Genomic DNA, 26,330 nt, shown 5'->3' on the forward strand with positions numbered 1-26,330 from the left:
TCGCATGATCTTGGTGACCGGGGCCGGCGGCAACGTCGGCTCGGAACTGACCAGAATCCTGGCCCGCGACGGACATTCCGTCAGAGCGCTGGTCCGCACGCCGCGGCCGCTGCCCGACGGCGTCGAAGGGGTGAAGGGTGACCTCAACGAACCGACGAGCCTGAAGACCGCTCTGGACGGCGTCCGGGCGGTCTTCTTGCTCTGCGGCCACGACGACCTGCCCGGCGCGCTCGCGGTGATGCGGGACGCGGACGTCGAGCAGGTCACGCTGCTGTCGTCGCGTTCGGTCGTGGGCGGGCAGCGCTCCGGCAACGCCGTCGCCGGGACACATCTGGCGGCCGAGGCGTCGGTGCGCGCGTCGGAGCTGGCGTGGACCTTCCTGCGGCCGAGCGGGTTCATGTCGAACACGCTGCGGTGGGTCCCGCAGCTGCGGGCGGGGGACGTCGTCCGGGAGCCGTTCGCGAACGTGCCGGTGGCGACGATCGATCCGTACGACATCGCCGCCGTCGCCGCGGAATCCCTGACCACGCCGGGACACGAGGGCCGGGCGTACGCCATCACCGGTCCGGGTTCGCTCCGGCCCGCCGACCGGCTCCGTGTCCTGGGCGAACTGCTGGGACGGGAACTACGGCTGGAACCGCTGCCGGACGCCGAATCCCGGGTGACGACGAGCGCGGAGATGCCGGAGGAGTTCGACGACTCCGTGGTCACGGGTGCCGTCCAGGACCTCACCGGGCGGGCGCCGCGGCCTTTCGCGGACTGGGCGCGGACGCATCTCGCCGCTTTCCGCTAGGGCGTCTTTCACACCAGGAAGTGGAAGAGCGGGCTGCCCGGCTCCACCCGCTCCACCTGCAGCGGGCTCGCCTCCAGCCGGTGCAGCAGGCCTTCGAGGTCACCGGCCCGCGCGAGTTCGACGCCGATCAGCGCCGGGCCGGTCTCGCGGCTGTTGCGCTTCACGTACTCGAACCGCGTGATGTCGTCGTCCGGCCCGAGGACCTCGTCGAGGAACCGCCGCAGCGCGCCGGGCTCCTGCGGGAATCCCACCAGGAAGTAGTGCTTCAGCCCTTCGTGGATCAGCGACCTTTCGAGCACTTCGCCGTAGCGGCTGACGTCGTTGTTGCCGCCGGAGACGACGCACACCACGATCTGGCCGGGGTCGATCTTCACCGTCGTGCCCAGCGCGGCGGTCGCGAGCGCGCCGGCTGGCTCGGCGATCACGCCGTCGGACTGGTACATCGCGAGCATTTCCGTGCAGATCGCGCCCTCGGCGACCTCGGTGAGTTCGACACCGCCGTCGCGGACCAGCGGATACGTCACCGACCCGGCCAGCGCGACCGCGGCGCCGTCCACGAAGGTGTCGACAGCTCCGAGCCGCACCGGTTCACCGGCCGCCAGAGCGGCCGCCATGCAGGCCGCGCCCGCCGGTTCGACGCCGACGATCCGCATCTCCGGCGCCCGTTCCGCGGCCCACGCGGCGATCCCCGCGAGCAGGCCGCCCCCACCGACAGGCACCACCATGACGTCCGGGACGAACCCGAGCTGCGCGACGACCTCCATCGCGACGGTGCCCTGACCGGCGACCGTCTCCGGCGCGTCGAACGCGGGGACCAGCGTCGCGCCGGTGCTTTCCGCGTCCCGTTTCGCGGCGGTGAAGGCGTCTTCGTAGGTCTCCCCGATGACGATGACCTCGATATGCGAGCCGCCCAGCGTCGCGATCCGTTCGCGCTTCTGCCGGGGAGTCGTGCCGGGCACGTAGACGCGGCCCTTCGCGCCGAGACGGCGGCACGCGTAAGCGACACCCTGCGCGTGGTTGCCCGCGCTCGCGCAGACGACACCGCGCTCCCGGTGCTCCGCGTCGAGCTGGACGATGAAGTTGTAGGCGCCCCGGATCTTGTACGAGCGCACGGTCTGGAGGTCTTCGCGTTTGAGCCAGACCCGGGCGTCGACCCGCGCCGAGAGTCGCTCGTTCGGTTCGAGCGGCGTGCGGGTCACCACCCCGGCCAATCGCTTGGCGGCCTCTTCGACCGTTCGGGCGCTCACCGTTTCGATCCCTTGCACGAAGGCTGAATGTACCGACCGCCCCCGGCCACGGCGGAGAGTGGTCCGTGTCGGGGCGCTTGAGCCAGTTCGCAAGTTGTCGGGGGCTTGTGGTCAACTGGTCGCCATGGTGAGCAAGGTCGACGGAGTCCGGAGTCTCGATGCGTTGCGCGAGCTGGTCCACAGCGGCGCGGAGCCCGAGTACCAGCTCTTCTACGGCCACACCCCGCTCAAGAGCGGCCGGGTCAACGCGGCCTGTCTGAGCCAGTGGTGGCACGCGCCGTTCGTCGCGGGCGGCGGGCGGTACCCGACGGCCGAGCACTTCATGATGGCGAGCAAGGCCGAACTGTTCGGCGACGTCGAGGCCGCGGAGGCGATTCGTCAGGCGCCGGACCCCAAGACCGCCAAGATCCTCGGCCGCGAGGTCACCGGTTTCGACGGCGAACTGTGGGAGCGGCACCGCTTCGACATCGTCATCGACGGGAACCTGGAGAAGTTCCGCCAGCACGCCGAACTGCGCGAGTTCCTGCTGAGCACCGGCGACAAGGTGATCGTCGAGGCGTCGAAGATGGACCTGGTCTGGGGCAGCGGCGTCGCCCGCGAGGACAAGAACGCCACCCGCCCCGACTACTGGCGCGGGCAGAACCTCCTGGGCTTCGCGCTCATGGAGGTCCGCGAACAGCTCCGCGGCTAGTCCTCGATGAGCGCGAGGGCGTGACTCGCGTGCTCAGAAACCGCACTCGCGTGTTTGAAGGCGGATCTCACGTGCTTGGAGGCGGAACACGCGAGTTACGTCTCCAAGCACGTGAGTTACGCCTCTGATCACGCGAGTTACGAGTCGGCGCCCAGGGTCTTCTGGAGCGCCTTGTTCGCCTTGCGCGCCATGTCCGCGACAGCCTCGCGGCGGACAGCGTCGGCGGCGTAGTCGTCCTGCCGGTTCCGGACGACGCGCGCCGGCGAACCGACGGCGATCGAGTAGTCCGGGATGTCGCCCCGCACCACGGCGTGCGCGCCGAGGACACAGCCGCGGCCGACCCGCGTGCCCTTGAGCACGGAGACCTTGGTGCCGATCCAGGTGTCCGGCCCGATCCGCACCGGCGACTTCACGATGCCCTGGTCCTTGATCGGGACGGTGATGTCGGTGGTGACGTGGTCGAAGTCGCAGATGTACACCCAGTCCGCGACGAGGGTGGCCGCGCCGAGTTCGATGTCGAGATAGCCGTTGAGGACGTTCTGGCGCCCGAACACCGCCTTGTCGCCGATGCGCAGCGAACCCTCGTGGCAGCGGATCGCGTTGCCGTCGCCGATGTGCACCCAGCGGCCGATCTCCAGCCGCCCGTAGCCGGGACGGCAGTGGATCTCGACGTCCTTGCCGAGGAAGACCATCCCCCGCAGGATGATGTGCGGGTGCGCGACGCGGAACTTCAGCAGCCGCCAGTACCGGACCAGGTACCAAGGCGTGTACGCGCGGTTCCGCAGCACCCAGCGCAGCGAATCCTTGGTCAGGAACTTCGCCTGACGCGGATCCCGGCGGGCCTGGCCCCAGGCGCGGAGCCGCGACAGCGCGGGCGCACCCCACATGGACGTCATACCGGTGACCGTAACCTGTGATCAGGCCGTCGACCGCAAAGGGGAGCACGCGCATGGGCACCAAGCTGATCATCGACACCGACCCGGGGGTCGACGACGCCTTCGCGCTGGCATTGGCCACGCAATCCGAGGACGTCGACCTGCTCGGCGTGACCACGGTGTTCGGCAACGTCCCGCTGAGCCACACCACCGCCAACGCTCGCCGCCTGCTGCAGCTTTTCGGCCGCGAGGACGTGCCCGTCGCCGCCGGCGCCGCGCGGCCGCTGATCTACGACAACGCCAAGCCCGCCGGGTTCGTCCACGGCGAGGACGGCCTGTCCGGCCACGCCGGCACGCTGCCGAAGGCGAAGCGCCCGCTAGACGGACGCGGCGCCGTCCGCCTGCTGGCGGACCTGCTCGAAGCCGCCGACGAGCCGGTGACCATCGCCCCGATCGGGCCGCTCACGAACATCGCGCTGCTGCTGGCGGCGCATCCCGAGGTCCACGAGAAGATCGGCCGGATCGTCATCATGGGCGGCGGGGTGACCAAGGGGAACTCCACCACGGCCGCCGAGTTCAACATCTGGAGCGACCCCGAGGCCGCGCGCCGGGTGCTGGTCGACGGGGACGTCCCGACGGTGCTGGTCCCGCTCGACATCACCCACCAGTGCTCGGTCGACACCGGGTGGCTCGGCAAACTCGCCGCGTCCGGCCCGCTCGGCGCCGCGCTCGAAGCGCTGACACCGACCTATGTGAAGCACTACACCCCGATCCTCGGTTCGCCCGGGATGGTCATGCACGACGCGGTCGCGGTGGCCGAAGCGATCCAGCCGGGCATCCTCCACACCGAGTCGTACCCCGTGGACGTCGAGTGCGGCTTCGGCCCCGCGCGCGGCGCGACACTCGTAGACCGGCGAAGGCTGCGAAGCACCGATCCGCAGGCCGTGCCGGGCCGCACCATCGACGTCGCGCTGACCACCGATGTCACCGCGTTCCGCGAGTTCGTCCTCGGCCGGATCACCGGAGACCGGTGATGGCACAGGAAACCTCCCGCCGCCGCAGACTTCCGGTGATCATCGCCGCCGTGGTCGTCGCGGGCGCCGCCCTGATCGCCGCCATCACCTTCGCGCCGAAGGACGAGCCGAAGTCGGAGGCCGCCGCGGTCCAGTCGTCGGCGCCGCCCGCGCCGCCGTCGTCGTCCGCTCCCGCGGAAATACCGAAGGAACAGCCGAAGGTCCCCCAGCAGATGGGGCAGGAGTTCGACGCCTGGGTGTCGAAGACCAGCGGCTGGCTCGACATCCCGCTGCGCGCGATGACCGGCTACGCGAAGACCACCGTGACGCTGAGCAAGGAGATGCCCGGCTGCCGGCTGTCCTGGGTGACGCTGGCGGCCCTCGGGAAGATCGGCTCGGACCACGGCCGCGCCACCGGTTCGAGCCTGAACGCCGACGGCGTGATGACCGTGCCGCTCGGCTCGGTCGAGGTCCGCGACTTCTACAACAAGGTCGTCTCGTCCGCGAACGCGAGCGGCCCGCTGCAGCTGACACCGTCGGTGTGGAACCAGTTCCAGGCCTCGGCGAGCGGCGGGAAACCGAACCAGCAGAACATCGACGACGCCACGCTCACCGCCGGGCGCGCCCTGTGCGCGGGCGGCCGCGACCTCGGCCAGGGCCAGACGTGGTGGAGCGCGGTGAGCACCCTGCAGCCCGCGCCGCTGCTGATGCACCGCACGCTCGCGACGGTGAACGTCTACGGCACGGTCGGCCAAAACCCGCAGCCGCCGAACGCGGCGGCGCTGAGCGCGGTCAACTTCGCCATCGACAAGATCGGCCTGCCGTACGTCTGGGGCGGCAACGGCACCGGCGGCGGCGACCCCGGTTTCGACTGCTCCGGCCTGACGACGGCCGCGTACGCGAGCGCCGGCGTCAAGCTCATGCGCACCGCCCACACGCAGTACCACAGCGTGGCCAGGGTGACCGATCCCCAGCTGGGCGACCTGATCTTCTACGGCGAGCCGAACACGAAGATCCACCACGTCGGGCTGTACATCGGGAACCAGCAGATGATCGACGCCCCGCAGACCGGGCAGGCGGTGCAGGTGCACACCTACCGGAAGCAGGGCGACGACTACGCCGGGGCGGGCCGCCCGGCCGCCTGAGGTCGTGGCCCGCCGCCGCGCCGGCCCTGCTGCCTATCGGGACAAGAGCGGTGTGACGGCGTCCGCCGCGGCCTCACCCGAGCGCACCGCGCCCTCGATGTAGCCGTACCAGCGCGTCGAGGTTTCCGTTCCCGCCCAATGGATCCGGCCGCAGGGTGCGCGCAGGGCGGTGCCTGGCCCGGTCCAGGCACCCGGAGGGAACACCGCCGAGTAAGCGCCTCGCGTGAACGGTTCCTCGTTCCAGTTCCGCTCGGCGAAGCCCAGGGGCGCACCGGCTCGTGGACCGAAGAGGCGGGTCAGCGCGTCGAGCAGGATCCTTCGGCGGACGGCCGGGGAGCGAGTGCCGAGTTCCCGGGCCGCCGCGCCGGTGACGAACCCGATCAGGACGCCCCTGCCGCCGGATCGCGGGCTGCTGTCGACGGTCATCGCGATCGGGCCGCGCAGGCTCAACGCGGCACCGCTGAGATCCGCCTGCCGCCAGAACGGCTCCGTGTACGTGGCGACGCATTTGAGCACGCTGCCCATCGGAAGCCGCTGCACCAGGTTGTCGCGGGCGGGCGGAAGCGGTGGGTGGAAACCGATCCGGGCCGCGAGCGGCGGTGCGACCGCGACCACCACGTACCCGGCCCGCCAGGCGGTGCCGTCTTCGGCGGTCACCGTGACACCGGAATCGTCCTGCTCGATCCGCCGGACCGGCTCGCCGAGCCGCAGGACCGGGCCCAGCCGCTCGGCGAGCTTCCCGGCGAGGCCGTGGGCGCCGCCGTCCAACCGGTCTTGTTGCGCGCCGCCTTCGACGTCGGTCAACGCCGACAGGCTGCCCGCGGCCCTGATGTAGAACAGCGCGTGCAAGAGCGACAGTTCACTCGGTTCGCAGGCCCAGATGGCCTGGCAGGCGAGGGTGAGGAACCGGCGCCCGCCCCGGGTCTTCGCGGTGCGATCGATCCAGGTCCGCAAGGTCTGCCCGTCGAACGCGTCCGGGCCGCGCCAGGGCGCCTCGGTGTCGACGGAGCGGGCGAGCCTGTCGAGACGGGACTGGGCTCGCCCGACGTCGAGCAGCGTCAACGGGCCGAGTTTCGGCACCATGCCACGAAACCCGCGCAAACGCCCGGTCTCGGTTTCGAGGAGGTTCGCCCCCGCCGTGTACGTCGGGAAGACGGCCACACCGAATTCCTCGGCCAGCGCGTACACCCGGTCCTGACCTGGTCCGACGAACTGGCCGCCGAGATCGACGGCCTCGCCGCCGACTTCGGCACCGACGGTGCGGCCACCGGCTTGACGGCAGGCTTCGAGCAGAAGAACCCGTACTCCGCGATCGCGGAGACGGTGCGCGCAAACGAGACCTGCCATACCGGCGCCGACCACGACGACATCGATCTCGGAACTGTGGTGGGACACGAAACCTCCTGGTGGGTGAGTCGTGTTCGCGACCAGCACGAACACGACAGCGCACCCACCGACCACCACGGCGCTGACTTGGATTGTCTTCAGTTGTCGGCGCAGATCATTTCCATCCGGCGCCGCGGTGTCAACCGGTCAGGACTGCCGCTGCTGGGATCAACAGCTTGGGAGCGGTGGACCGCCGCAGCGCGGGTACTGGCCTGCCACGGAAATCGCGGCGCCCAGGGCGAGCTTCACGACGTCGATGCCGACAGGCGTCCGGTGGGTGTCCAGGTCCGTGATCCGCCAGGAGCGTTCGAGCAGGGCCGCGAGCGCGATCCGGACCTCCATCCGGGCGAGATGCGCACCCAGGCAGAAGTGGACGCCGTGGCCGAAGGACAGGTGGGGGTTGGCGGCCCGGTCCGGGTCGAAGGTGTGCGGGTCGGCGAAGACCTCGGGGTCGCGGTTGGCCGCCGTGATCATCGCGACGACCCGTTGCCCCGGCTGGAGTTCCCGGCCGCCGAGCGTGGTGGGCCGGGTGACGAACCGATCCGTCCCGCCCGTGGGCGGCAGGTAGCGGAGCACCTCCTCGACGGCCCGCCGCAGATCGGCCGGTTTCGGCCGGGAAGCCAGGCACAGCACCGAGTTCACCAGCAGTGTCTTGGTGGTCTCGTGGCCGTTGATCAGAAGCAGCGCGCAAAAGCCGAGCACCTCGTCCTCGGTGAGGTCCGACGCCATCAGGGTCGCGATGATCCCGGACGGCCGCTCCGCCTCCTCGCGGAAGAAGGTGCTCATTTCCGCCAGCGCCCGGTCGAAAGCGGTCCGGCGGGCCTCGTCCGCGGTGAAGGTGCCGAAGAACGACGTGATGGCCTCGGTCCACCGGACGAAATCCGGCCACCGCGACGGCCGCACCCCGAGCAGCCCCGCGATCGTGTGCACCGAAAGCGGGTACGCCACTTCGCCGATCAGGTCGAAATCCGGTCCGGCGGTGTCGAGCAGCGCGTGGACCTTCGCCGTGATCACCGGTTCCAGCGACGACACGGCCCGGGGCGTGAACACCTGGCTGACGATCCGGCGCAGCACGTGATGCCGGGGCGGATCGGTCGCCAGCAGGCTGGTCAACAACGGGTTCGAGCCGTGCGGAATCGGCTGAGTGCTGTGGCGCAGCTCGTCGGAAGAGAACACCGCGTGGTCGGTGAGCACTCTGTCCACATCGGAATACCGGGTGGCCACCCAGCCGCCGAACGGCTCGGCGAACCGCACCGGACCCACTTCCTGCGCGTGGAAAGCGAAGATCTCCTCAAGGGGCATTTCCCCAGGGTGCTACCCGCCCGCGGCCGAGTCTTGGAAGAACCGGACACAGGACGATCCGACCGCGCGCCGGAACTCCGCGAGCATGTGCGGCTGGTCGTAGAAGCCACTTCGGACCGCTATCTCCGCCCAGTCCGGCGCTGGGGACGACCGCGCCATCGCCATCGCCTCGTGCAGCCGCACCACCCGCGCGTACGCCTTCGGGCTCATCCCGACAGCCACCAGGAACCGCCGCCGCAGCTGCCGTTCGGACAAGCCGGCGGCGGCCGCGTGCCGGGACACCGGCGCCCCTGGAGCCGCGCGGATGGCCCGGAGCACAGGGTCCATCGCCCGATCGGCCTGCCGCGCCGGTGCCCGCAACGCCCGCAACCCGTCGTCGAGCCCCGAACCGGGGAGCCGTATCCCCGCCAACGGCACCTCGTCCGCGGCGATCCCCAGCACCGAGGCGCACGTCCCCGGCCGCAGCCGGATCCCCGTCAACGGCTCGGTCAGGCTGCCGGTCCTGGACTCGGTCTCCGGCCCGGTCAGCCATAGCGACCCGTCCGCGAACACCAGCAGATCCACGAACGGCTGCGGCAACGCGGGCGGCAGTTCCCCGCTGCGCCGCCACACGCGGCTGACCCGGCCGCGCAGATCGGCGGGCGGAACGACGTCGCTGGTCACCCTGGAAGTGAACCTCGGGCGAACGCTCCCCGCCACCGAAATTCGGTGCCTATAGTGACCGCGTGTATTCACCGATCCCGGTCCTGAACGAGCTGAAGGACCTCTACGACTCGACCCGCGACTTCCTCGCCGACGGCTTCGAGCTGTACGACTACGACGACAAGAAGAGCTTCCCCCAGGAACTGGACGATCCGGAGTTCCTGTCCCGGTTGATCCCCATCGCCCAGGCGAACGGGAGCGGCTCGACTTACGCGATCTGGCGATCCTCCGACGAGCCGGATCTCGCCCTGCTGCCTGTCGTGGTCTTCGGCGACGAGGGCGGCGAACACGTCGTCGCCCGCGACTTCCGGGATCTCCTGCGGCTGCTGGGGTTCGACGCCGAGATCACGGTCGACCACGACTCGGCCTACTACTTCCGGGACGAGGACGACGACCACAGCGGCTCGCACGAGATGTTCGTCGAGTGGCTTCGGGAGCGCGGCCTGGCACCGGCCGAGGATCCGGACGCCGTGATCGCCGCCGCCCAGGAGATCCACGGGGAACGGTTCCGGGCGTGGATCACCCCGTTCTACGAGAAGGTCGGCTGGGCCTGACTCAGGCCTTGCGCTGGGCCTCGAACATGGTGATCAGCCGCTCAGGGACGTTGTCGCCGAAGATGCTTTCGATCATGACGTCCTCCTCGATGATCGTCTCACTGCGGACGAACATCGCCGGCTCGTACTCGGCGAGGGCGGCCTCGACGTCGCCGGGACGCGCCGCGAGGGCCTTGCCGAGTTCGGCGCCGTCGAGCATGGCCAGGTTGGCGCCTTCCCCGTTCGCCAGCGCGAGATGGGCCGCGTCGCCGAGCAGGGTCACGCCAGGGACCCGATCCCACCGCAGCCCGAACGGCAACGCGTAGGCGGGACGGTGGATCGGCGCGATGTCGCTCTCGGCGATCAGCGCGGTGAGCTCCGGCGACCAGCCGTCGAACTCCGCCACCAGCCGCGCCTTGGCCGCTTCGGTGTCGGCGAAGTCGATGGCGTCGAACCAGTCCATCGGCCGGACGAGCTCCACGTAGGCGTGCAACGTGTCGCCGGCTTCCCGGTGGGCGTTGATGCCCATGCCCGGCGTGGTCCCGTTCCCGAACATCGAACCGCCGCCGACCGTTTTCGCCACGTCGGCGTGGCGGGTGTCGGCCTCGTACAGGTACGTCTCGACGATCGACGTGCCGCTGTATTCGGGGATGGCGCCGGTGAGCAGCGGCCGGATCCGCGACCACGCGCCGTCCGCGCCGACCAGGAGCCCGGCGACGACGGTGGTGCCGTTTTCGAACTTCACCTCGTGGCGGCCGTCGTCGAGCGTCCGGGCGCCGGCGACCTTGTGCCCCCAGCGCACGGTGCCCTCGGGAAGCGAGTCGAGCAGCATCTTCCGCAGGTCCCCGCGCTGCGCCTCGGGACGGCCGCCCGTGCCGTCGTCGGCCCGCTCGAACAGGACGGTCCCGTCGATGTCGAGGACCCGCAGCGCCTGGCGGCCCTCCAGGACGATGCCGCGGAACTCGTCCATCAGTTCCGCCGCCTCGAGGGCGAGCTGGCCGTTGTAGTCGTGGATGTCGAGCATCCCGCCCTGCGAACGCGCGGCGGGGGACGCCTCCGCTTCGTAGACGGCGGACGGGATGCCGTGGACGTGCAGGACGCGGGCCAGCGTGAGGCCGCCGAGCCCGGCGCCGATGATCGTGACCGGTGTGTTCATGGTGACTCCTCGGATCGCGACTGGAATGACATTCCAGAGACTGTCGCGGACCGCTGTCAGGCCACGCACACGACGCTGGCACCGGCCTGGCACGTCCTGTCAGCCGAAGAACTCGACAGCGTCGTACTCGCCCCACCCAGGGTCCCCGGTCTTCGCGAACGCGACCCACGCGCCGTGCATCCTGGCCGCGAGCCCGTCCGGGACGGGGTCAGGCCCGAGGAGCCCCGCGTCCCCGTGCAGCCACGGCTCGTCGGCGAGGTCGAAGACGAACGGCAGCTCGACGGTGTGGGCGGCGCCGAGCCGTCCGTCCAGCGCCGTCGAGCGGTAGCCGAACGAGTAGGCATACGTGCGGCCGTCCGAGCTCCGCGCGTGGGCCCGCGCCATCCGCGCCGTTCCGGCCCCGAACAACGTCTCCCCGAGCTCGGCGGGATTCGCGGCGCCATAAAGGTTTCCTTCCTCGGTATTGGTGCCGATCAGCAGATCGACGTCGCCACCGAGGAGACCGTCGGCGGGCTGGACCGGCAGCACCAGGCTGAACGGGCTCAACCCGGCCAGCGGATCCGAAGCGGTCTCGGTCCGCAGGTCGAGACCGCTCAGCGCGGGCAGGATCTCCAGGAATCGCTCGTCCGGGATCGCCCCGAACGCTTGGGCGGTGGGCTCGATGCCCAGCGCCGAAGCCACCGCCGCGGTGACCCTGGCCGCCTGCTCCGGCGTGAAGGCGCCCGTACCGCTGCCGCTCTGGACGATCGCCCGCCGGAACAGCCCCTTGGCCTGCGGCGTCGCCGGCAACGCCCCGGTAATCGTGGCACCCGCGGACTGCCCGAAGACGGTGACGTTGTCCGGATCGCCGCCGAACACGGCGACCGTGTCCCGCACCCAGCCGAGCGCGGCGAGCACGTCGAGCAGCCCCCGGTTCGCCGGAGCACCCTCCAGATCGAGGAAGCCGGGGACACCGAGGCGGTAGTTCACCGTCACCAGGACGACGCCGTCGCGCGCGAACGCCCTCCCGTCGTAGAGCGCGGCGCGAGTCGAACCGGTGACGAATCCGCCACCGTGCACGAAGACCAGCACGGGACGCCTGCCGTCGTCCGCGGCGGGCGTCCGGACGTCGACGGTCAGGTACTCCTCGCCCCGCACCCAGCCCGGTCCGAAGTAGGGAGTCATGTCGAGACGGCCGAAGTCGCGCACCGGCTGGGGAGCCGTCGGCGAGGGCCCGGTCCCGTCGCGGACGCCGGACCATCCCGGATGCGGCGACGGCGGACGAAAGCGGCCGGGACCGAGCGGAGCGGCCGCGTACGGGATGGCGCGGTAGAGCTCACCGAAGGAGTCGCGACGGCCGCGCACGACGCCCGCCGGTGTTTCTGCTTGCGGGAACACGAAAAAACTCCTCTCAGGAAAGGTGGGAGAAACCGGCCCACCGCGCGATCGCGAACTTCGGCCCCCGGCGCTCGACCCGTACAGCGCCCTGGGCACCGAAGTGCGCCGGGAAGACGAGCGCGTTGCCGTCGGCGGCCTGGCCGAGCAGCTTGTGCCGGGTCGCCCTGGAACCGGCCGGGTCTTCGCAGTAGGGCGAGTTGGTGTCCGGCTCCACGATCTGCAGCGCGGTGTGCACGAGATCCCCCACGAACAGCGCCCGCTCCCCACTCGATTCCAGGGTGAGCACGGACGAGCCGGGAGTGTGACCGGGGGCGAGGTCGAGCCGCAGGTTCCGGTCGATGCGGTGAGTGCCGTCCCACAGGTGGGTCAGTCCCGCTTCGTGCACCGGCGCGACGCTGTCCTCGAAGACGTTCTGATTTCCGCGTCCCAGCACGGAATCGTGCGCTTCGGCGGGGTTCCAGAACTCGAAGTCCGGCCGTGGCATCAAGTACGTCGCGTTCGGGAAGGTCGGCACCCAGGTGCGGCCTTCGAGCCGGGTGTTCCAGCCGACGTGGTCGATGTGCAGATGCGTGTTGACCACGACGTCGACGTCCTCGGGCCGCACACCGGCGGCCGCGAGGTTGTCGAGATAGGCGGTGTCGAGCCGGTTCCACACCGCCGCGTAGGGCCGGTCCTTGTGGTTGCCGACCCCGGTGTCGACGAGGATCGTGCGTCCTTCGCTGCGGATCAGCCATGACTGGAGCGCCGCGTGGCATTCGTCGGTCTCGGGGTTCCAGAAGTCGGGCGCGAGCCAGCCGCGGTGTTCGTCCCACGAGCCCTCCGGGCTGTCCGGCAGGAATTCGGCCGGGGTCATGCCGAGCGAGCCGTAGAACTCCTTGACGCGGGTGACCGTGACGTCCCCGATGGTGATCTCTTCCATGCGACCGAGCCTGGTCATCCAGCCGGGCGGGGACCACGCCCCGGTTGTCCTCCCACTGGGAGGGTGTGGCTGAGGCCGGCCAGGCCACGGATACTCGGGCTCATGGACGGACCTGGACCGCTCGGCGACTTCCTGCGTGCCCGACGGGCCGGGCTGCGGCCGGAAGACGTCGGCCTGCGTGACTTCGGGCCGCGCCGCCGGGTGGCCGGGCTGCGGCGCGAGGAGCTGGCCCAGCTCGCCGGTGTCAGCGTCTCGTACTACGCGCGGCTGGAACAGGGCATGTCACGCGGCGCTTCGGCCGAGGTGCTGGACGCCATCGCCCGCGCGCTCCGGCTCGACGTCCACGCCCGCGAACACCTCGGCCGTCTCGCCGGTGCCGCCCGCCACACGCCGCGGGCGCGCCGTCCACGGCCCGAGAAGCTCCACGACGAGACACGGGACCTCCTGGGCACCGTCGACGCGCCCGCGCTGGTGCTCGGCCGCCGCTCGGACGTCCTGGCATGGAACGCCCTCGGCCACGCGTTGCTGGGCGGGCACCTGGACTTCGACGCACCGGACGACCCGGCGCGACGGCCGAACATCGGCCGGATGCTGTTCCTGGACCCGCACAACCGGGAGCTGTACGTCGACTGGAGGCGGAAGATCCGCGCGGTGGTCGGGAATCTGCGGATCGCGGTCGGCAGGCATCCCGACGACCCGCTGCTCGCGGAGCTGATCGGCGAGCTGACGATGAAGAGTCCCGAGTTCGTCTCGCTCTGGGGCGATCACCGCGTCCAGCCCTGTGACGCGGCGTCCTACGAGCTGCACCATCCGATCGTCGGCAGGGTGACGGTGACGCAGCAGACGCTGTCGATCGCCCGCTCGCCGGACCAGTTGCTGATCGTGTGCACGACCCCCGCGGACTCCCCCGGCGCGCGGGCGCTCGCGCTGCTCCGGCAGGCGAGCTCAGACCTTGTCGTGCACAGTGACCGCGTAGCCGTCCGGGTCGGCGAAAGCGAACGTGCGGCCGAACGGCCCGTCGAACGGTTCCGTGAGGATTGAGACGTCCGCCGCGGCCAGCCGGTCGTGCAGCGCCTGGGCGTCGTCGGCGTGGAACCACAGCGCCACTCCTGAGCCCGGCCGCGGGGAAATCGCGTCCAGGTCCAGTCCGGGCACCGGTTCCCGCACCGCGAACGGGATCGGCTCGGTGCCGAACACCACGGCGTGGGGCGGCGCGACGGGCAGCCTGCGCAGCCCGAGGTGGGTTTCGTAGAACGCGGCGGCGCGGTCGAGGTCGCGCACCTGCAGCGAAAGGAAAGAAGGTCCGGTCAGCGTCATGTCGTCCTCCATGTCAGCGTATTGACATAGCGACGGTATGTCATGATGCTGACATGAGTCAAGGCGAGACTGTCGGACCGCTGAGCCAGTCGGTGGGATACCTGCTGAAACGGGCCGCGACGGCGCTTCGCGTGGCCATGGACGCCGCTTTGCGCCCCCTCGACCTCACCGTCCCGCAGTACTCCTGCCTCGAAGTGCTGTCACAGCGGCCGGGACTGTCCAACGCGGAACTGGCCAGGGCCGTTTTCGTCACCCGCCAGTCGATGAACCTGGTGCTGCGCGGATTGCAGGACCGCGGCCTGGTCACCCGTCCGACGACGGCGCCGCAGGGCCGCGCCTTGCCCAGCACGCTCACCCCCGCCGGGCGTGCTCTGCTCCACGCCGCGAGCGGCCTCGTGCGCGCGGTGGAGAAACGGATGCTGGAGCCGTTTTCCGCGGCCGATCAGGACAGGCTGCTGCACGATCTCGCCGCCTGCACCGACGCGCTTTCCCCGAAGGAGTGACTCAGGACCTCGTGTTCACGAGCGTCTCCGGCTTGAACGCGAACACGTCGTCGCCCTGGACGAGCACGTGCCATTCGCCGCAGACCTTGTCGGTCCGGCCCTCCTGTCCCTGCGGCCACCACTGGGCGGCGAGCGTGGCAGGCTGCGTCGAGGCCGCTCCCGGGCCACAGTCGGCGGGCAATGTCCCGCCGGTGAACCGCAGGATCCGCTCCGAACCCGTCGTCCGGATGACCTCCGTGACAGCCCGCGCCCGGTCCGGCACCCACTCCGGCAGACGGGCGTTCTCGTCCCGTTTGCCCGCGGCGCCGGTCGTGTAGCCGACCGTCTTGACGTGGCCGTTCGCCTTTTCGGTCAGGCCTTCCTTGAGTCCGCAGCCGGACAGGGCGACCGTGGCCGTCGCGGCGGCGAGGATCGCCGCGGTGATCTTCGTGTTCATACCATCGAGTCAACCTCGCGGAAGCGTTCGCGGGATCGGACTTTCGGCTCGGCCGAGCCGCCATCCGGCCGATCTCCACGGCGGATAACCGCCAGCGCCCACGGACTCCGCGCATCACAGTGGTCGTCGTGACGGCCCCGGTAAGGCGACCTTCGCGCCACTCGCCCCGTTCTTCTCCCCCGAGGTGGTGCTGCACCAGGCGGACGCCTTGCCGTACGGCGGAATCTGGCGTGGCCACGAAGGCCTGGAACGGTTCTTCCTCGCCATGGGCCGCACTTGGGAAGTCTTCGACATGGTGGAGCAGAGCTTCCTGAGCGAGACCAGCCCGCTGGTCGTCCTGACCTGGACGCACGTCCGGGCGAGGGCCACCGGCCGTGAGCTGGACTTCCCGATCCTGCAGACCATCACCGTCGAAGACGGGCGCATCACCGAGGTGCGGCCGTTCTACTGGGACACCGCGGCGATCGCGGCGGCCTGCACGAACTACCATCCCACTGATGACCGCCTACCACGATCTTGACGTGTTCGAGGAAGCCGCTTCGCTGCCGGAGCGCCAGCAGAAGATCCTGCTGACCATCCGCGAATGGGTGGTGGAGCACGGGTACTCGCCGAGCACGCGCGAGATCGGTGAAGCGGTCGGGCTGCGCTCCACGTCCTCGGTGTCGAAGCATCTGGCGGCGTTGGAGGAGAAGGGTTTCCTTCGCCGCAGCAGTTCCATTTCGCGCCCCATCGACGTCCGCGCCTTCCTGCACGGCACCGCACCACGGGAATCCACAGAGGACTCCGTGCCGGTGCCCGTCGTCGGTGACATCGCGGCGGGAACGCCGATCTCAGCCGTCGAACACGTCGACGACGTGATGAACCTTCCGCGCGAACTCACCGGCCGGGGCAACGTCTTCGGGCTGCGGGTGCGCGGCGACTCGATGATCGACGCGGCGATCTGCGACGGCGACATCGTCGTGGTGAAGCAGCAGCAGGAGGCGCACTCCGGTCAGATCGTCGCCGCGATGATCGACGAGGAGGCCACGGTCAAGGTGTACCGCCGCCGCGACGGCCACGTGTACCTCGAACCGCGCAACCCCGCCTACGACGTCATCGACGGGGACCGCGCGGCCGTGCTGGGCGTCGTGGTCTCGGTCCTGCGCAGCGTCTGAGCCGGTTTCTGTCGGTGGCCCGGGGTAGCTTCCGGGCCATGTACGAAATCGACTTCGTCGAGTTCCCGTCGAGTTCGGCGGCGGGCTCGAGCAGGTTCTTCGAAAAGGCTTTCGGCTGGACTGCGGCGTCGTACGGCCTGACGTACACCGACGTCCAGAGCGGTGGCGCGGTCTCGCTCGGTTTCCAGCAGGACACCGCGCAGCAGACGGCGGCGCCGCTGGTGACGATCCGCACCGACGACCTCGGCCAGGCGAGGGGTTCCGTCGAGGCCGCGGGCGGAGTCGTCACCGTCGAGCCGTTTTCGTTCCCCGGCGGGCGCCGGTTCCACTTCCGCGAGCCCGGCGGCGCCGAACTCGCGGTGTGGTCCCCGGACTCCTGACATCAGGCGGCGAATCCGAGCACCAGCGAAGCGGCGACAGGCGCCATGTACATCAGCGGGAACGCGACGTGCGAGGCCCAGTGCGCGCGGAGCACGGTGATCACGGCGCCGGCGAAGTAGAGCACCAGGCCGATCCCGGCCGCGACACCGAGTGCGGGCACCCACAGGCCGGCGATCAGGCCGAGCGCGCCCGCGGCCTTGGCGACGCCGAGCGGGTTCCACCAGCCGCGGGGGACGCCGTAGTCGGCGAGAGGCTGCACGACCCATTTGGCGCGGAAGAAGATCGAGGCGGCCGAGAAGGCTGCCATGAAAGCTCCGAAGACGGTGACGATGACGTAAGCGGTGGTCATTTCGGTTTCTCCTCGGTTTCTCGGTGGTTCGTCGGGTTGACCCCGGCCACCGGCCCGATGTGACAGCCCCGCGCGTGAAGCACGTCACAACCCGATACGACGCGTTCGTTCAGGCGTGCCGCCGTTTTAGAGCAAGCGCTCTGTTACTCTCGCCCCATGGCCCGCCCCCGCCTGCACGACCTGGACAGGCTGCTCGACGCGGCCGAGCGCCTCGTCGTCGAGGGCGGCGCCCAGGGCGTCACCGTCCGGTCCCTCGCGGCCGCCGCGGGGGTCCCCAACGGCACGATCTACCACGCCTTCGGCTCACTCGGCGCACTGCTGGCCCGGGTCTGGCTCCGCGCGGCGGGCGACTTCCTCGACCTCCAGACCGAGTTGGCCGATCAAGCGGCGGACCCGGCCGCGGCGATCGCGGCAGCGGCGGACGCTCCTGCCGCTTTCGCCGACCGAAGGCCGGAGGCGGCCCGCCTGCTCATCACCGTCAAGAAGGAGCATCTGCTCGGCCCGCAGGTCCCCGAAGACCTCGCCGGCGACCTCCTGACGCTCGACAAACGCCTGGTCTCCTTGCTGGTCAGGCTCGCGGACGGGCTCTGGGAAAGGCGGGACGCACAAGCCGTCGAGGTACTCACAGCCTGCGTGGTCGACCTGCCGACGGCCCTGTTCCGGCGCGCGTTCACCGCGGGCGAGCCGATCCCCGAAGACTCCCGCGTACGGCTCGCCGCCGCGGTCCACGCCATACTCCTGCTCCCACCCCCACGAAAGGACTGACGATGCCGACGCTGCGTCACGACGCCCCGGTGTTCCTGCTCGACCTCGGAGACGACGAGAACCGTTTCTCGCCGTCCTGGCTGGAAACCGTGCATTCCCAGCTCGACACCGTCGTCGCCTATCCGGATCCCGCGGTACTGGTCACCGTCGGATCAGGGAAGTTCTATTCGAACGGCCTCGACCTCGAATGGCTCACCAGCAACGCCGTCCAGGCCGCGCAGTACGTCGCCGACGTCCACGAACTGCTGGCCCGCGTGCTCACCCTCGGCGTGCACACGGTCGCCGCGATCAACGGGCACGCCTTCGGCGCCGGGGCGATGCTGGCGATGGCGCACGACTTCCGGGTGATGCGCGCCGACCGCGGGTTCTTCTGCTTCCCCGAAGCCGACATCAACATCCCGTTCACGCCGGGGATGGCCGGGCTCATCCAGAGCAAGCTCACCCCGTCGGCCGCCATCGCGTCGATGACCACGGGACGGCGATTCGGCGGCACGGACGCGCGGGATCTGGGGCTCGTGGACGCCGTCGCCGAGAAATCCGCACTGCTGGAGTACGCGGCCGACCTCGTCCGCCCGCTGGCCGGGAAGGACCGCGGCACGCTGGCCGCGATCAAGACGACGATGTTCACCCCGGCCCTCACCGCGCTTCGCGCCAAGTAAGGGCACAATCATCGACTGTGAGCGAAGACATCCTGCGCGCCGAGGACCCGGACGTCGCCGAGGCCCGTAACGGGGACGACGCGGCGTTCAACCGCCTGGTGGAGCCGCTGCGCCGCGAATTGCACGCCCACTGCTACCGCATGCTCGGCTCGACCCACGACGCCGACGACGCGCTCCAGGACGCTCTCCTGCGGGCTTGGCGGGGGCTGGAACGGTTCGAGGGCCGGAGCTCCATGCGGACCTGGCTCTACACCGTCGCCACCCGCACCTGTCTCGACACCGCCGCCGCACGCGGCAAGCGCGCCCTCCCGATGGACCTCGGCCCGTCGAGCGAGCGGGCGGTGCTCGAACACGCGCCGGTGACCGAGGTCGCGTGGCTCGGCCCGTATCCCGACGGGAGCCTCGGCCGGGGCCCTGCCGGGCCGGACACCCGGTACGAGCAGCGTGAGGCCGTCGAGCTGGCGTTCGTCGCCGCGCTGCAGCATCTGCCGGGCAACCAGCGGGCCGCGTTGCTGCTCTTCGACGTCCTCGGCTTCTCCGCCGCCGAGATCGCGTCCACAATGGACACTTCGGTCGCGGCGGTGAACAGCGCGCTGCAGCGGGCGCGGGCGATCGTGGCCGAGAAGGTCCCGTCGCCCAGCCAGCAGCAGACGCTGCGGAAGCTCGAAGACGCGCGGGTCCGCGAGATCGCCGCGGACTTCGCCTCCGCGCTGGACCGCGGCGACGCCGACGCGCTCGTGGCGTTGCTGACCGAGGACGTCACCTGGTCCATGCCGCCGCTCGCGCACTGGTACCGCGGTATCGAGGCCGTCTCCGATTTCGCCGTCGAGGTGCCGATCGGCCGGTGCCCGAGCTGGCGCAACGAGGTCATCACCGCCAACGGCCAGCCGACCGTCGCCTGCTACGTCGGCGAATCGGCCGACGCCGTCCACCACGCCTGGTCGATCAACGTGCTGTCGCTGCGGGACGACCGGATCCACGAGATCACGTCGTTCCTCGATCCGGCCCTGTTCGCGCAGTTCGGGCTTCCGCCGACGAAGCCCTGATCACCCCTCCGCATGACAACGGCGGCCGAACCGGCTCAGGCCTGCCACGATGGCCGCCATGCGGAAGATCACTCCGGCGCTCAAGATCGTCGCCACCGGGCTGGCCGTGGTGATCGCCGCCGGCCTCGGCCTGTGGTTGCACGCGGCGGACCGGACCTCGGGCGACACCGGGCATTGGGTGGGCTCGCACGCCCCGGACCGGATCGAGGTCAACGCGTCCGTGCTCAAGGTGGACGCCGCCGCGCGGGAGGCCGTGCTGCGCGTGCTGGTCGTCCCGCTCGGGCGGTTCGGGGAAGACGACGGCGTCGCGTCGACCGGCGAACTGCGGCTGCTGACGTCTTCCAGCCTTCGCGATGACCGCGTCTTCCCCGCGCACCATCGGATCTCCAGTTTCGATCTCCCGATCGCGCTGACCGGCGGCGCCGTCACCGACTACCCGTTCGACGGCTACGAGGCGCGGATCGAGTTCGCGGCCGTCCACGGCGGGGAACCCGCTCCCGTGCTGTTCACACTGGACAAAGTGGACAGTCTGTTCTCGTTCTCCGTCAAGGACTATCGCGCGGCCGACGACCAGGGCGGCCTCGATGTCCGGTTCAGCCGTTCCACCAGCGTGCTGGTCTTCGCACTGTTCATGATGATCACCATGTGGGGCCTGGCCATCGCGGTGTTCTTCGGCGCGCGGCATCTGATCGCGCGAAGGAAGGGCTTGGTCTGGCCGTCGTTCGGGTTCATGGCCGCGACACTGTTCGCGCTCGCCGGATTCCGCAATCTCGCCCCGGGTTCACCACCGATCGGCTCGCTGTTGGACTACACGGCCTTCCTGTGGGCCGAGGTTGTCATCGCGCTGTGCGTCGTGGTCGCGGTTGTCATCGGCGCGATCACCGAACACGGCAAACCGGACGCCGGATGAGCATGATGGAGGCGTGCGCGGGAAGGTGCTGCCCGAACCGGCCAACGCAGGCAGCTCAGGCGCTCCGGCGCAGAGACAGGGAGTGGCCGGGGTTGAGCTTGCGGCCGAGACGGTCGGCCTTCGGCCAGCGGACGTCGGTCGCCCAGCCCGCCTTCTCGAACAGCCAGATCAGCCGCGCGGAGATGTCGAGCTGGCCGCGGCGGACACCGTGCCGGGCGCCGGTCGGGTCCGCGTGATGCGAGTTGTGCCAGGACTCGCCCATCGAGGCGATGGCGAGCGGCCAGAAGTTCGCGGACTTGTCGCGGGCGGCGAACGGGCGGTCGCCGATCAGGTGGCACAGCGAGTTCACCGACCAGGTGACGTGGTGCAGCAGCGCCACCCGGACGAGGCTCGCCCAGAAGAACGCGGTGACCGCACCCCACCACGACAGCGTGATCAGGCCGCCGAGGACGGCGGGCGCGAGCAGCGTCACGACGGTGAGCAGTGGGAACAGGCTGTCGACACGGGCGATGTCACGGTCGTCGAGCAGGTCCGGGGCGAATCGCCGGGCATTGGTCTTCTCACGCTCGAACAGCCAGCCCATGTGGGCGTGCCAGAAGCCGCGGGCCAGCGCGGCCGGGCTGGTACCGAACCGCCACGGGGAGTGCGGGTCGCCTTCGCGGTCGGCGAAGGCGTGGTGGCGCCGATGGTCGGCCACCCAGCCGACGACGGGGCCCTGCATGGCCATGCTGCCGGCGACCGCGAGGGCGATCCGCAGGCCGCGGTTGGCTTTGAAGGCGCCGTGGGTGAAGTAGCGATGGAAACCGATGGTGACGCCGAGGCCGGTCAGGAAGTAGAACCCGGCGGCCAGGCCGAGGTCCACCCAGCCGAGTCCCCAGCCCCACGCGAAGGGGACGGAGGCGGCCAGCGCCACCAGGGGCACCACCGCGAACAGCTTGACGAGGAGATTTTCGGTACGGGACTGCTCCCCGGACATCAAGGGCTGCGGCGCCTGCCGCTCTTCGCTGTCCGGGAGTCTTAGCGCTGAGGTCATGTCGCCGTTTCTGGTCGATGGCCGGGGCATGTGTCAGCCGCGGAAGCCTGAGCACGACGCGGCGCACGAGAAGGCATGCCCGCGACGAATTCTGCGCGAGCGTGCCTGGACAACACGACACCCAAAACGTTGAGCTACTCCGTGGAACGATCGGCGTCGACCGAAGGTTCCGATTCGGGGTAAGAGGGTTCGCGAAAAAGATCCAGGTATCGCTCGCCCTGAGGAGTCGCCGGATCGTGTCGCTCGACCTGGATGTCGAGCGGATGGCTGAACAGCGCACTGTCGGTGCTGTGAGTTTTGACGGTGAAACCTTTCAAAGGGGACCGCTGGTCAGCGGTCTTCGGCGAGGCCGGGGGCGAATTCCACCCGCCTCGTGCCGGATCGGCGTCACGCTGTGAAGCGCCGACATCGACCACGGTACACGCCCTGGGGCCGGAACCCCAGGGCGTCCACCCTGATCAGCCGGGTGCCGTCACGTTGAGTGCCGTCACGACGGTTCGTTCTTCATGGGCGAAATGCGCTTCGAGCCTGCCCGCGAGCTCGTCGAAGTCGTCACGCAGCCGGATCGGGTCGGTCTCGCCGTGGACGTAACCCTCGACGAGCACACGAATCCGTTTCTGCAACGCCGCGACGACGACATGGTCCTCCCCCAGCTTCGTCAACACCGGCGCGAGCGCCGGAAACCGTTGCACCAGCATCGGAAACGCGCCCATGTCCTCTCCGGTGTGATGCTTGGTCAACGCCTCGCAGAACGAAACACAGTGCGCCCGCAGGGATTTCTCCATGGTGAGCGAATCCGCGCGACCGGCCACGAGGTCGTCCACCCCGGCGCGCAGCGTCTTGAGCTCCTCCCGTAGCCACTCGTGGACCTCGACCAGGAAGTCGCCCAGCCCCCGCACCCTGTCGTCGATCCGGTGCAGGATCACGACGGGCAGCTCACGTGTCGTTTTCGCCTGGTACTCGGCGAATCCCGGGTCCTCGGCGGCGACCTTCGCGAACAACGCGTCACGCTCCATCGTGGACGGAAGGGCCGCGATCGCCTCATAGGTCTCGACCCCCGTCTCGACGGTGACCCGATGGTCGTGCCGGATGTTGTGATACCACCCCGGATTCCTCGGCGCCCCCATGTTCGAAGCGACAACGATGGTCTTGCCGTCGATTTCGAGGTACCCCAACGGGTTCGTCCACCGCTTGCCACTCTTGGCGCCGGTGGTGGTGAGCAGGATCAGCTGCCACCCCTCGAACATGCCGCCAGGTTTTCCCTTGTTCTGCCTGAATTCTTCGATCACCTGGTCGTTGAAGCCGGTCAATGCGATCCTTTCCCGTCGATGTGTCGACAGGAGGGCGCGGAACGATCACCGGAGAAATGCTCACGAGTCTTGGCACGCCCAGGTTTCGAGCGCGCGCATGGAGGCGTCATCCCACTGACAAGGGAATGAGTGAATGCGAGAGACGGTGTGAGCCGATCTCTGGTGGCTAAGTAGCCGCTACCTCCATGCATAGGCCCATACGGGGCTCAGGAACGACGTTAGCACAGGGCTTCCCCGCCGCGCACTCATACTTGCGGGTGCCACATAAACGTGCGATAGAACATCTGTTCGACTGCGGGTAGCGTTGCTTCCGTGGCCAGCGACAACGCACCCCCGACAACGCCCACCGAGTGGTGGCGCGTCGACACCGCGACGTTGCACGCCCGCAAACAAGAACTCGAAGTCCTCAAACGCCAGTTGGATGCTGTAAAGATGTCGTGTTCGCTGTGCGGCGACCCCTCACCGCACAGCGATGTCTCCAATGTGGCATTGGGGACCTTGAGCGTCCCCAATGCCACATTGGAGACATCCTCCCTGCTTGGAGCACTGGCCCCTGCCCATGGCCGGCAGAGTCGCGAGCAGCCGAGCACGACACCTTTGACCTGCCCTCAATAACGACCCAAATCACTTACGACCAGGCTTCACCGATCGCGAGTGACTGCCCTGATCCAAAACCAACTCCCCGACCTTCTGATCTCCGCTCATCTCGCCTGTCGGCAGGAATCCGAGCCTCAGATAGAAGCCCTCGGGACCGTCCTCGCCCGGGTGCCAGGTGGTGGTCAGCCGATGACCGCCTCGGCGGCGGATCCCACCAGCCTTTACGAAAGGAGAGTCACCGCCGGCGAATGATCACGGCAGCCCGAGGATTTCCGGCCGCGCCGCGTACTTCCGCCAGTGCTGTCCGGGATCCGGGACCAGGCGCCGATGTTCGAGATCCAGCAGCCCGGAGAGGCTTTCGACTTCGGCCACCACGGCGCCGTCCGGGGCGACGAACTCCTGGACCACCCGCGACACCTTGCCCGGCTCCCAGGCGAACCGGGTCAGGACGTCGACGCGGGCGCGGGCCCGAAGCTCTCGGCGGAACCGGATGGTCGTTTCGAGGTTGACGGCGCCGAGGTTCGCGGCCTTGAGGGCCAGCGGGTCCACTCCCGCCGCCCACACGCATTCCCAGCGCGCGTGATCGGCGTACGCGAGATAGGCGGGGCCGCGGACGTGCCCGTTGATGTCGAGATCGTCCGTGCGGATGTCGAGGGTGACGCGGAAAGGTTCGGGCACTCCCCGATCTTCGCCTCGGGGGCCTGCCTCAGTCTGGAACGTTTCGGCCAGTCCAGGAACGCACGAGCGCGCCGGGCGAGGCGCCCGCCAGCCGCCGGCACTCCCGTCCGAGATGGGACTGGTCCGCGTAGCCCACTTCGGCGGCGACGTCGGCGAGCGACGATCGGTCCCGCGCGACGTCCTCGACTCGCTTGAGGAATCTGTGAAACCGCAGCACTCGCTGCAGTTCCTTGGGACCGACGCCGACCTCGTGCCGTACATGCCGCCGAAGACCACGTTCGCTCACGCCCAGCTCCGCCGCCACTCGATCGGCGCGGGCGCCGGGCGACCGCAACGCGCGAGCGGCCTCGATCGTGAGCCCGTCCAGCTCGACGTCGCGGAGCCTTTCCGCGACCAGCGCCTCCAGCACCGAACGCGCCTCGCCCGGGGTGCCGCACTCGGCCAGTCTGGATTCGGCACGCCGGGCGCTGCCAGCCCACAGGTCGCGCAGCGGGGTGGCCTCCGCCGTCAGATCCGTCAGATCCGTCATCGGCAGCCCCAGTACCGCGCCGGCGGCACCGCACCGCAGGCGAAGCCCGACGGTCCACTCCGCCGACGGCAGCTCGTGCCGCAGCACCCCGCGCACAGTGGTGACGGCGGTAAGCCCTCGCCCGTCCCAGACGAGGTCCACACAGCCGTCCGGGAACACCCGCAGCGGACGGCTCCACCCCACTAGACCCGTCCAGGCGCTCTCGACCACCTCCGCCACCTTCGCGACCGGCACACTTTCGCGGTACGTCGAACGGCCCGACCGGCGACGCAGCGGAACACCCACGTCCGGCAGTATGCCCCCGCCCACCGACAAGATGCGCCCCGCTTGATCTTGCTGAAGACTTGCCGTCGTGCTGAGGCCGGTACTCGACCCGTCCCCCGCCGGCTGGATCTCCTCCAGGCTCGGCGGGGCGTTCGGCGCCGCCTGCCGCACGGTCCCGCGTGGCTACGCCGCCTACGCCCGCCTCTGTCACCCGGCGGAACGCGACCGCGGCGGCTGGGCGAGCTGGCGCGAGGCCGCGACCGAAACGGGACGGCGCGCCCACGGCACCATGCAGTGGCACGCGCTCGTCGGCTCCCCGGATCCGGTGAACCTCACGGGCTCGCTCTGGCGGGGCTCGCCGCCGGGACGCGGCACGCTGCCGTCGCACAGCCTCACCGCGCTGCTGGCCGTCCTCGGCGACCACACGTCCTCTTCGGACGGCTGGTTCTGCCTTTGGGAGGGCTACGACTGGGCCGACGAGGCGACGTTGTCCCGCGAGCACCTCGACTCGCCGCGCCTGCGGCATCCGGGCCGCGACTACCTGATGTTCGCCGGGCCGCTGACCTCGGCGACGGAACTCGGCTGGCGGCCGCGGCCAAGCTGGTTCGAGGCGCAGTCCCCCAACCTGTTCTGGCCGGAAGACCGCGCTTGGTGTGTGGCCACCGAGGTCGACTTCGATTCGACCCTCGTCGCGGGCGAGGAGGCCCTGATCGACGCGCTCCTCGATTCGCCCGGCCTCGATGCCTGGCGGATCGAGCCCGACACCTCACTCGCGGCCGACGGGGACCGGATCAATCACCTCGCGTGACCGCAATCCAGAAGAGTGAAGGCCTCCTTCCCTACCCTCAAGGTAGGCAAGGAGGCCTTCACGGACAGCGGGTCAGCGCTCTTCGATCGCGTCGACCTTCGCCGGGTAGAACGCCACGTGGTCCTTGATCTCGGCGACCGCGTCGTGCGGCGCCTCGTAGGTCCAGACGGCGTTCTCGGCGACGCCGTCGCCGGTCCGGATGCTGTAGTACGACGCGTCGCCCTTGAACGGGCAGTACGTCGAGTGTTCCGTCCGATCCAGCACGTCGAAGTCGACGTCGGCACGCGGGATGTACTGCGCCGGCGGGTAGTTCGCCTCTTGCAGCGTGAGCGCGTTCGCGCTGTCCGCCACGACCTTCCCGCCGACCGTCACGACCACGCGCGCCTTGTTCGGCGCCACCGTGATCGGATGGTTCGCGCTGGGCTTCAGCACCTTCTTGTCAGGCATGGATC

The 26,330-nt window shown here is 69.7% G+C and carries 32 protein-coding genes; 15 read left to right on the forward strand and 17 right to left on the reverse strand.

The features are described from left to right. The first annotated feature begins 4 nt into the window (after positions 1-4). Complete coding sequence (locus ACZ6YV_RS05915) at positions 5-793, forward strand: SDR family oxidoreductase (protein WP_465508571.1); 789 nt, start codon at positions 5-7, stop codon at positions 791-793. A gap of 8 nt (positions 794-801) precedes the next feature. Here ACZ6YV_RS05915 and ilvA read toward each other — a convergent pair whose 3' ends face one another. Beyond that, positions 802-2,058, reverse strand: a complete 1,257-nt coding sequence (ilvA, locus tag ACZ6YV_RS05920; RefSeq protein ID WP_465508572.1) for a threonine ammonia-lyase IlvA — start codon at positions 2,056-2,058, stop codon at positions 802-804. Positions 2,059-2,164: 106 nt separating this feature from the next. On the opposite strand from ilvA, the gene ACZ6YV_RS05925 reads away from it, so the two are divergent. After that, positions 2,165-2,731 (forward strand): NADAR family protein, encoded by a 567-nt coding sequence (locus ACZ6YV_RS05925; RefSeq protein WP_465508573.1) that lies wholly within the window; start codon positions 2,165-2,167, stop codon positions 2,729-2,731. 137 nt (positions 2,732-2,868) lie between these two features. Here the strand turns inward: ACZ6YV_RS05925 and ACZ6YV_RS05930 are convergent, their stop codons facing one another. Next, entirely contained in the window at positions 2,869-3,627 is a 759-nt protein-coding gene (locus ACZ6YV_RS05930) for an acyltransferase (protein ID WP_465508574.1), read from the reverse strand. Positions 3,628-3,680: 53 nt separating this feature from the next. On the opposite strand from ACZ6YV_RS05930, the gene ACZ6YV_RS05935 reads away from it, so the two are divergent. Both ACZ6YV_RS05935 and ACZ6YV_RS05940 read left to right on the forward strand, forming a co-directional pair. Next, positions 3,681-4,640, forward strand: a complete 960-nt coding sequence (locus ACZ6YV_RS05935) for a nucleoside hydrolase (protein WP_465508575.1) — start codon at positions 3,681-3,683, stop codon at positions 4,638-4,640. Further along, positions 4,640-5,764, forward strand: coding sequence for a C40 family peptidase (locus ACZ6YV_RS05940; protein ID WP_465508576.1), 1,125 nt, complete (start codon positions 4,640-4,642; stop codon positions 5,762-5,764). The genes ACZ6YV_RS05935 and ACZ6YV_RS05940 overlap by 1 nt, the downstream gene beginning before the upstream one ends. Positions 5,765-5,797: 33 nt before the next feature. Here the strand turns inward: ACZ6YV_RS05940 and ACZ6YV_RS05945 are convergent, their stop codons facing one another. From ACZ6YV_RS05945 to ACZ6YV_RS05955, 3 genes are all read right to left on the reverse strand, one after another. Beyond that, positions 5,798-7,159 (reverse strand): flavin monoamine oxidase family protein, encoded by a 1,362-nt coding sequence (locus tag ACZ6YV_RS05945; RefSeq protein ID WP_465508577.1) that lies wholly within the window; start codon positions 7,157-7,159, stop codon positions 5,798-5,800. 159 nt (positions 7,160-7,318) lie between these two features. Then, positions 7,319-8,452: a cytochrome P450 gene (locus ACZ6YV_RS05950; protein WP_465508578.1), complete on the reverse strand. Its 1,134-nt coding sequence runs from the start codon at positions 8,450-8,452 to the stop codon at positions 7,319-7,321. 12 nt (positions 8,453-8,464) lie between these two features. Then, a complete protein-coding gene (locus tag ACZ6YV_RS05955; RefSeq protein ID WP_465508579.1) occupies positions 8,465-9,115 on the reverse strand; it encodes a helix-turn-helix domain-containing protein in 651 nt (216 codons plus the stop codon). Between the two features lie 62 nt (positions 9,116-9,177). Between ACZ6YV_RS05955 and ACZ6YV_RS05960 the strand changes: the two genes are divergently transcribed. After that, positions 9,178-9,708 carry a hypothetical protein gene (locus ACZ6YV_RS05960; RefSeq protein WP_465508580.1) on the forward strand — a complete coding sequence of 177 codons (531 nt, stop codon included), beginning with the start codon at positions 9,178-9,180 and terminating at the stop codon, positions 9,706-9,708. 1 nt (position 9,709) lies between these two features. Here ACZ6YV_RS05960 and ACZ6YV_RS05965 read toward each other — a convergent pair whose 3' ends face one another. The 3 genes from ACZ6YV_RS05965 to ACZ6YV_RS05975 all read right to left on the reverse strand — a co-directional run bounded on the left by ACZ6YV_RS05965 (position 9,710) and on the right by ACZ6YV_RS05975 (position 13,139). After that, positions 9,710-10,843, reverse strand: coding sequence for an FAD-dependent oxidoreductase (locus ACZ6YV_RS05965; RefSeq protein ID WP_465508581.1), 1,134 nt, complete (start codon positions 10,841-10,843; stop codon positions 9,710-9,712). Between the two features lie 99 nt (positions 10,844-10,942). Next, positions 10,943-12,220 (reverse strand): carboxylesterase/lipase family protein, encoded by a 1,278-nt coding sequence (locus ACZ6YV_RS05970; RefSeq protein WP_465508582.1) that lies wholly within the window; start codon positions 12,218-12,220, stop codon positions 10,943-10,945. A 13-nt stretch (positions 12,221-12,233) separates the two neighbouring features. Beyond that, on the reverse strand, positions 12,234-13,139 hold the full coding sequence (locus tag ACZ6YV_RS05975; protein WP_465508583.1) for an MBL fold metallo-hydrolase: 906 nt from the start codon (positions 13,137-13,139) through the stop codon (positions 12,234-12,236). Between the two features lie 102 nt (positions 13,140-13,241). On the opposite strand from ACZ6YV_RS05975, the gene ACZ6YV_RS05980 reads away from it, so the two are divergent. Continuing rightward, a complete protein-coding gene (locus ACZ6YV_RS05980) occupies positions 13,242-14,180 on the forward strand; it encodes a helix-turn-helix domain-containing protein (protein WP_465508584.1) in 939 nt (312 codons plus the stop codon). Here ACZ6YV_RS05980 and ACZ6YV_RS05985 read toward each other — a convergent pair. Further along, positions 14,085-14,456 (reverse strand): VOC family protein, encoded by a 372-nt coding sequence (locus tag ACZ6YV_RS05985; protein ID WP_378237965.1) that lies wholly within the window; start codon positions 14,454-14,456, stop codon positions 14,085-14,087. The two genes, ACZ6YV_RS05980 and ACZ6YV_RS05985, sit on opposite strands and share 96 nt — an antisense overlap. A 53-nt stretch (positions 14,457-14,509) precedes the next feature. Here ACZ6YV_RS05985 and ACZ6YV_RS05990 point away from each other — a divergent pair, with 53 nt between their 5' ends. After that, positions 14,510-14,959 carry a MarR family winged helix-turn-helix transcriptional regulator gene (locus ACZ6YV_RS05990; RefSeq protein WP_465508585.1) on the forward strand — a complete coding sequence of 150 codons (450 nt, stop codon included), beginning with the start codon at positions 14,510-14,512 and terminating at the stop codon, positions 14,957-14,959. A 1-nt stretch (position 14,960) separates the two neighbouring features. Here the strand turns inward: ACZ6YV_RS05990 and ACZ6YV_RS05995 are convergent, their stop codons facing one another. Beyond that, positions 14,961-15,395 (reverse strand): hypothetical protein, encoded by a 435-nt coding sequence (locus ACZ6YV_RS05995; RefSeq protein ID WP_378237963.1) that lies wholly within the window; start codon positions 15,393-15,395, stop codon positions 14,961-14,963. A gap of 184 nt (positions 15,396-15,579) precedes the next feature. Between ACZ6YV_RS05995 and ACZ6YV_RS06000 the strand changes: the two genes are divergently transcribed. Genes ACZ6YV_RS06000 through ACZ6YV_RS06010 form a run of 3 tightly spaced genes read left to right on the forward strand, consistent with a single transcriptional unit; the run spans position 15,580 to position 16,929 of the window. Beyond that, complete coding sequence (locus tag ACZ6YV_RS06000; protein ID WP_465508586.1) at positions 15,580-15,915, forward strand: nuclear transport factor 2 family protein; 336 nt, start codon at positions 15,580-15,582, stop codon at positions 15,913-15,915. After that, positions 15,893-16,549: a transcriptional repressor LexA gene (gene lexA, locus ACZ6YV_RS06005; protein WP_465508587.1), complete on the forward strand. Its 657-nt coding sequence runs from the start codon at positions 15,893-15,895 to the stop codon at positions 16,547-16,549. The genes ACZ6YV_RS06000 and lexA overlap by 23 nt, the downstream gene beginning before the upstream one ends. 38 nt (positions 16,550-16,587) lie before the next feature. After that, entirely contained in the window at positions 16,588-16,929 is a 342-nt protein-coding gene (locus ACZ6YV_RS06010; protein ID WP_465508588.1) for a VOC family protein, read from the forward strand. Positions 16,930-16,931: 2 nt separating this feature from the next. Here ACZ6YV_RS06010 and ACZ6YV_RS06015 read toward each other — a convergent pair whose 3' ends face one another. Beyond that, on the reverse strand, positions 16,932-17,279 hold the full coding sequence (locus tag ACZ6YV_RS06015) for a DoxX family protein (protein WP_378237959.1): 348 nt from the start codon (positions 17,277-17,279) through the stop codon (positions 16,932-16,934). A gap of 156 nt (positions 17,280-17,435) precedes the next feature. Here ACZ6YV_RS06015 and ACZ6YV_RS06020 point away from each other — a divergent pair, with 156 nt between their 5' ends. The 4 genes from ACZ6YV_RS06020 to ACZ6YV_RS06035 are packed head-to-tail and all read left to right on the forward strand — an operon-like array spanning position 17,436 to position 20,659. Beyond that, on the forward strand, positions 17,436-18,044 hold the full coding sequence (locus ACZ6YV_RS06020; RefSeq protein ID WP_465508589.1) for a TetR family transcriptional regulator: 609 nt from the start codon (positions 17,436-17,438) through the stop codon (positions 18,042-18,044). 2 nt (positions 18,045-18,046) lie between these two features. Then, entirely contained in the window at positions 18,047-18,703 is a 657-nt protein-coding gene (locus ACZ6YV_RS06025; RefSeq protein ID WP_378237957.1) for an enoyl-CoA hydratase-related protein, read from the forward strand. 17 nt (positions 18,704-18,720) lie between these two features. Then, positions 18,721-19,749: a sigma-70 family RNA polymerase sigma factor gene (locus ACZ6YV_RS06030; RefSeq protein WP_465508590.1), complete on the forward strand. Its 1,029-nt coding sequence runs from the start codon at positions 18,721-18,723 to the stop codon at positions 19,747-19,749. A 58-nt stretch (positions 19,750-19,807) separates the two neighbouring features. Then, positions 19,808-20,659 carry a DUF4436 family protein gene (locus ACZ6YV_RS06035; RefSeq protein ID WP_465508591.1) on the forward strand — a complete coding sequence of 284 codons (852 nt, stop codon included), beginning with the start codon at positions 19,808-19,810 and terminating at the stop codon, positions 20,657-20,659. Between the two features lie 55 nt (positions 20,660-20,714). Here the strand turns inward: ACZ6YV_RS06035 and ACZ6YV_RS06040 are convergent, their stop codons facing one another. From ACZ6YV_RS06040 to ACZ6YV_RS06060, 5 genes are all read right to left on the reverse strand, one after another. Continuing rightward, on the reverse strand, positions 20,715-21,692 hold the full coding sequence (locus ACZ6YV_RS06040) for an acyl-CoA desaturase (protein ID WP_465508592.1): 978 nt from the start codon (positions 21,690-21,692) through the stop codon (positions 20,715-20,717). A gap of 134 nt (positions 21,693-21,826) precedes the next feature. Then, positions 21,827-22,108: a hypothetical protein gene (locus ACZ6YV_RS06045; RefSeq protein ID WP_465508593.1), complete on the reverse strand. Its 282-nt coding sequence runs from the start codon at positions 22,106-22,108 to the stop codon at positions 21,827-21,829. Between the two features lie 42 nt (positions 22,109-22,150). Continuing rightward, on the reverse strand, positions 22,151-23,002 hold the full coding sequence (locus ACZ6YV_RS06050; RefSeq protein WP_465508594.1) for a nitroreductase/quinone reductase family protein: 852 nt from the start codon (positions 23,000-23,002) through the stop codon (positions 22,151-22,153). 849 nt (positions 23,003-23,851) lie between these two features. After that, positions 23,852-24,277 (reverse strand): acyl-CoA thioesterase, encoded by a 426-nt coding sequence (locus ACZ6YV_RS06055; protein ID WP_465508595.1) that lies wholly within the window; start codon positions 24,275-24,277, stop codon positions 23,852-23,854. 28 nt (positions 24,278-24,305) lie between these two features. After that, on the reverse strand, positions 24,306-25,091 hold the full coding sequence (locus ACZ6YV_RS06060) for a helix-turn-helix domain-containing protein (protein ID WP_465508596.1): 786 nt from the start codon (positions 25,089-25,091) through the stop codon (positions 24,306-24,308). Between the two features lie 67 nt (positions 25,092-25,158). On the opposite strand from ACZ6YV_RS06060, the gene ACZ6YV_RS06065 reads away from it, so the two are divergent. Continuing rightward, positions 25,159-25,878: a hypothetical protein gene (locus tag ACZ6YV_RS06065; RefSeq protein ID WP_465508597.1), complete on the forward strand. Its 720-nt coding sequence runs from the start codon at positions 25,159-25,161 to the stop codon at positions 25,876-25,878. A 72-nt stretch (positions 25,879-25,950) separates the two neighbouring features. On the opposite strand, the gene ACZ6YV_RS06070 is transcribed toward ACZ6YV_RS06065, so the two are convergent. After that, on the reverse strand, positions 25,951-26,325 hold the full coding sequence (locus ACZ6YV_RS06070; RefSeq protein ID WP_465508598.1) for a DUF427 domain-containing protein: 375 nt from the start codon (positions 26,323-26,325) through the stop codon (positions 25,951-25,953). Positions 26,326-26,330: the final 5 nt, after the last annotated feature.

It is taken from the genome of Amycolatopsis sp. NPDC102522 (assembly GCF_055584485.1).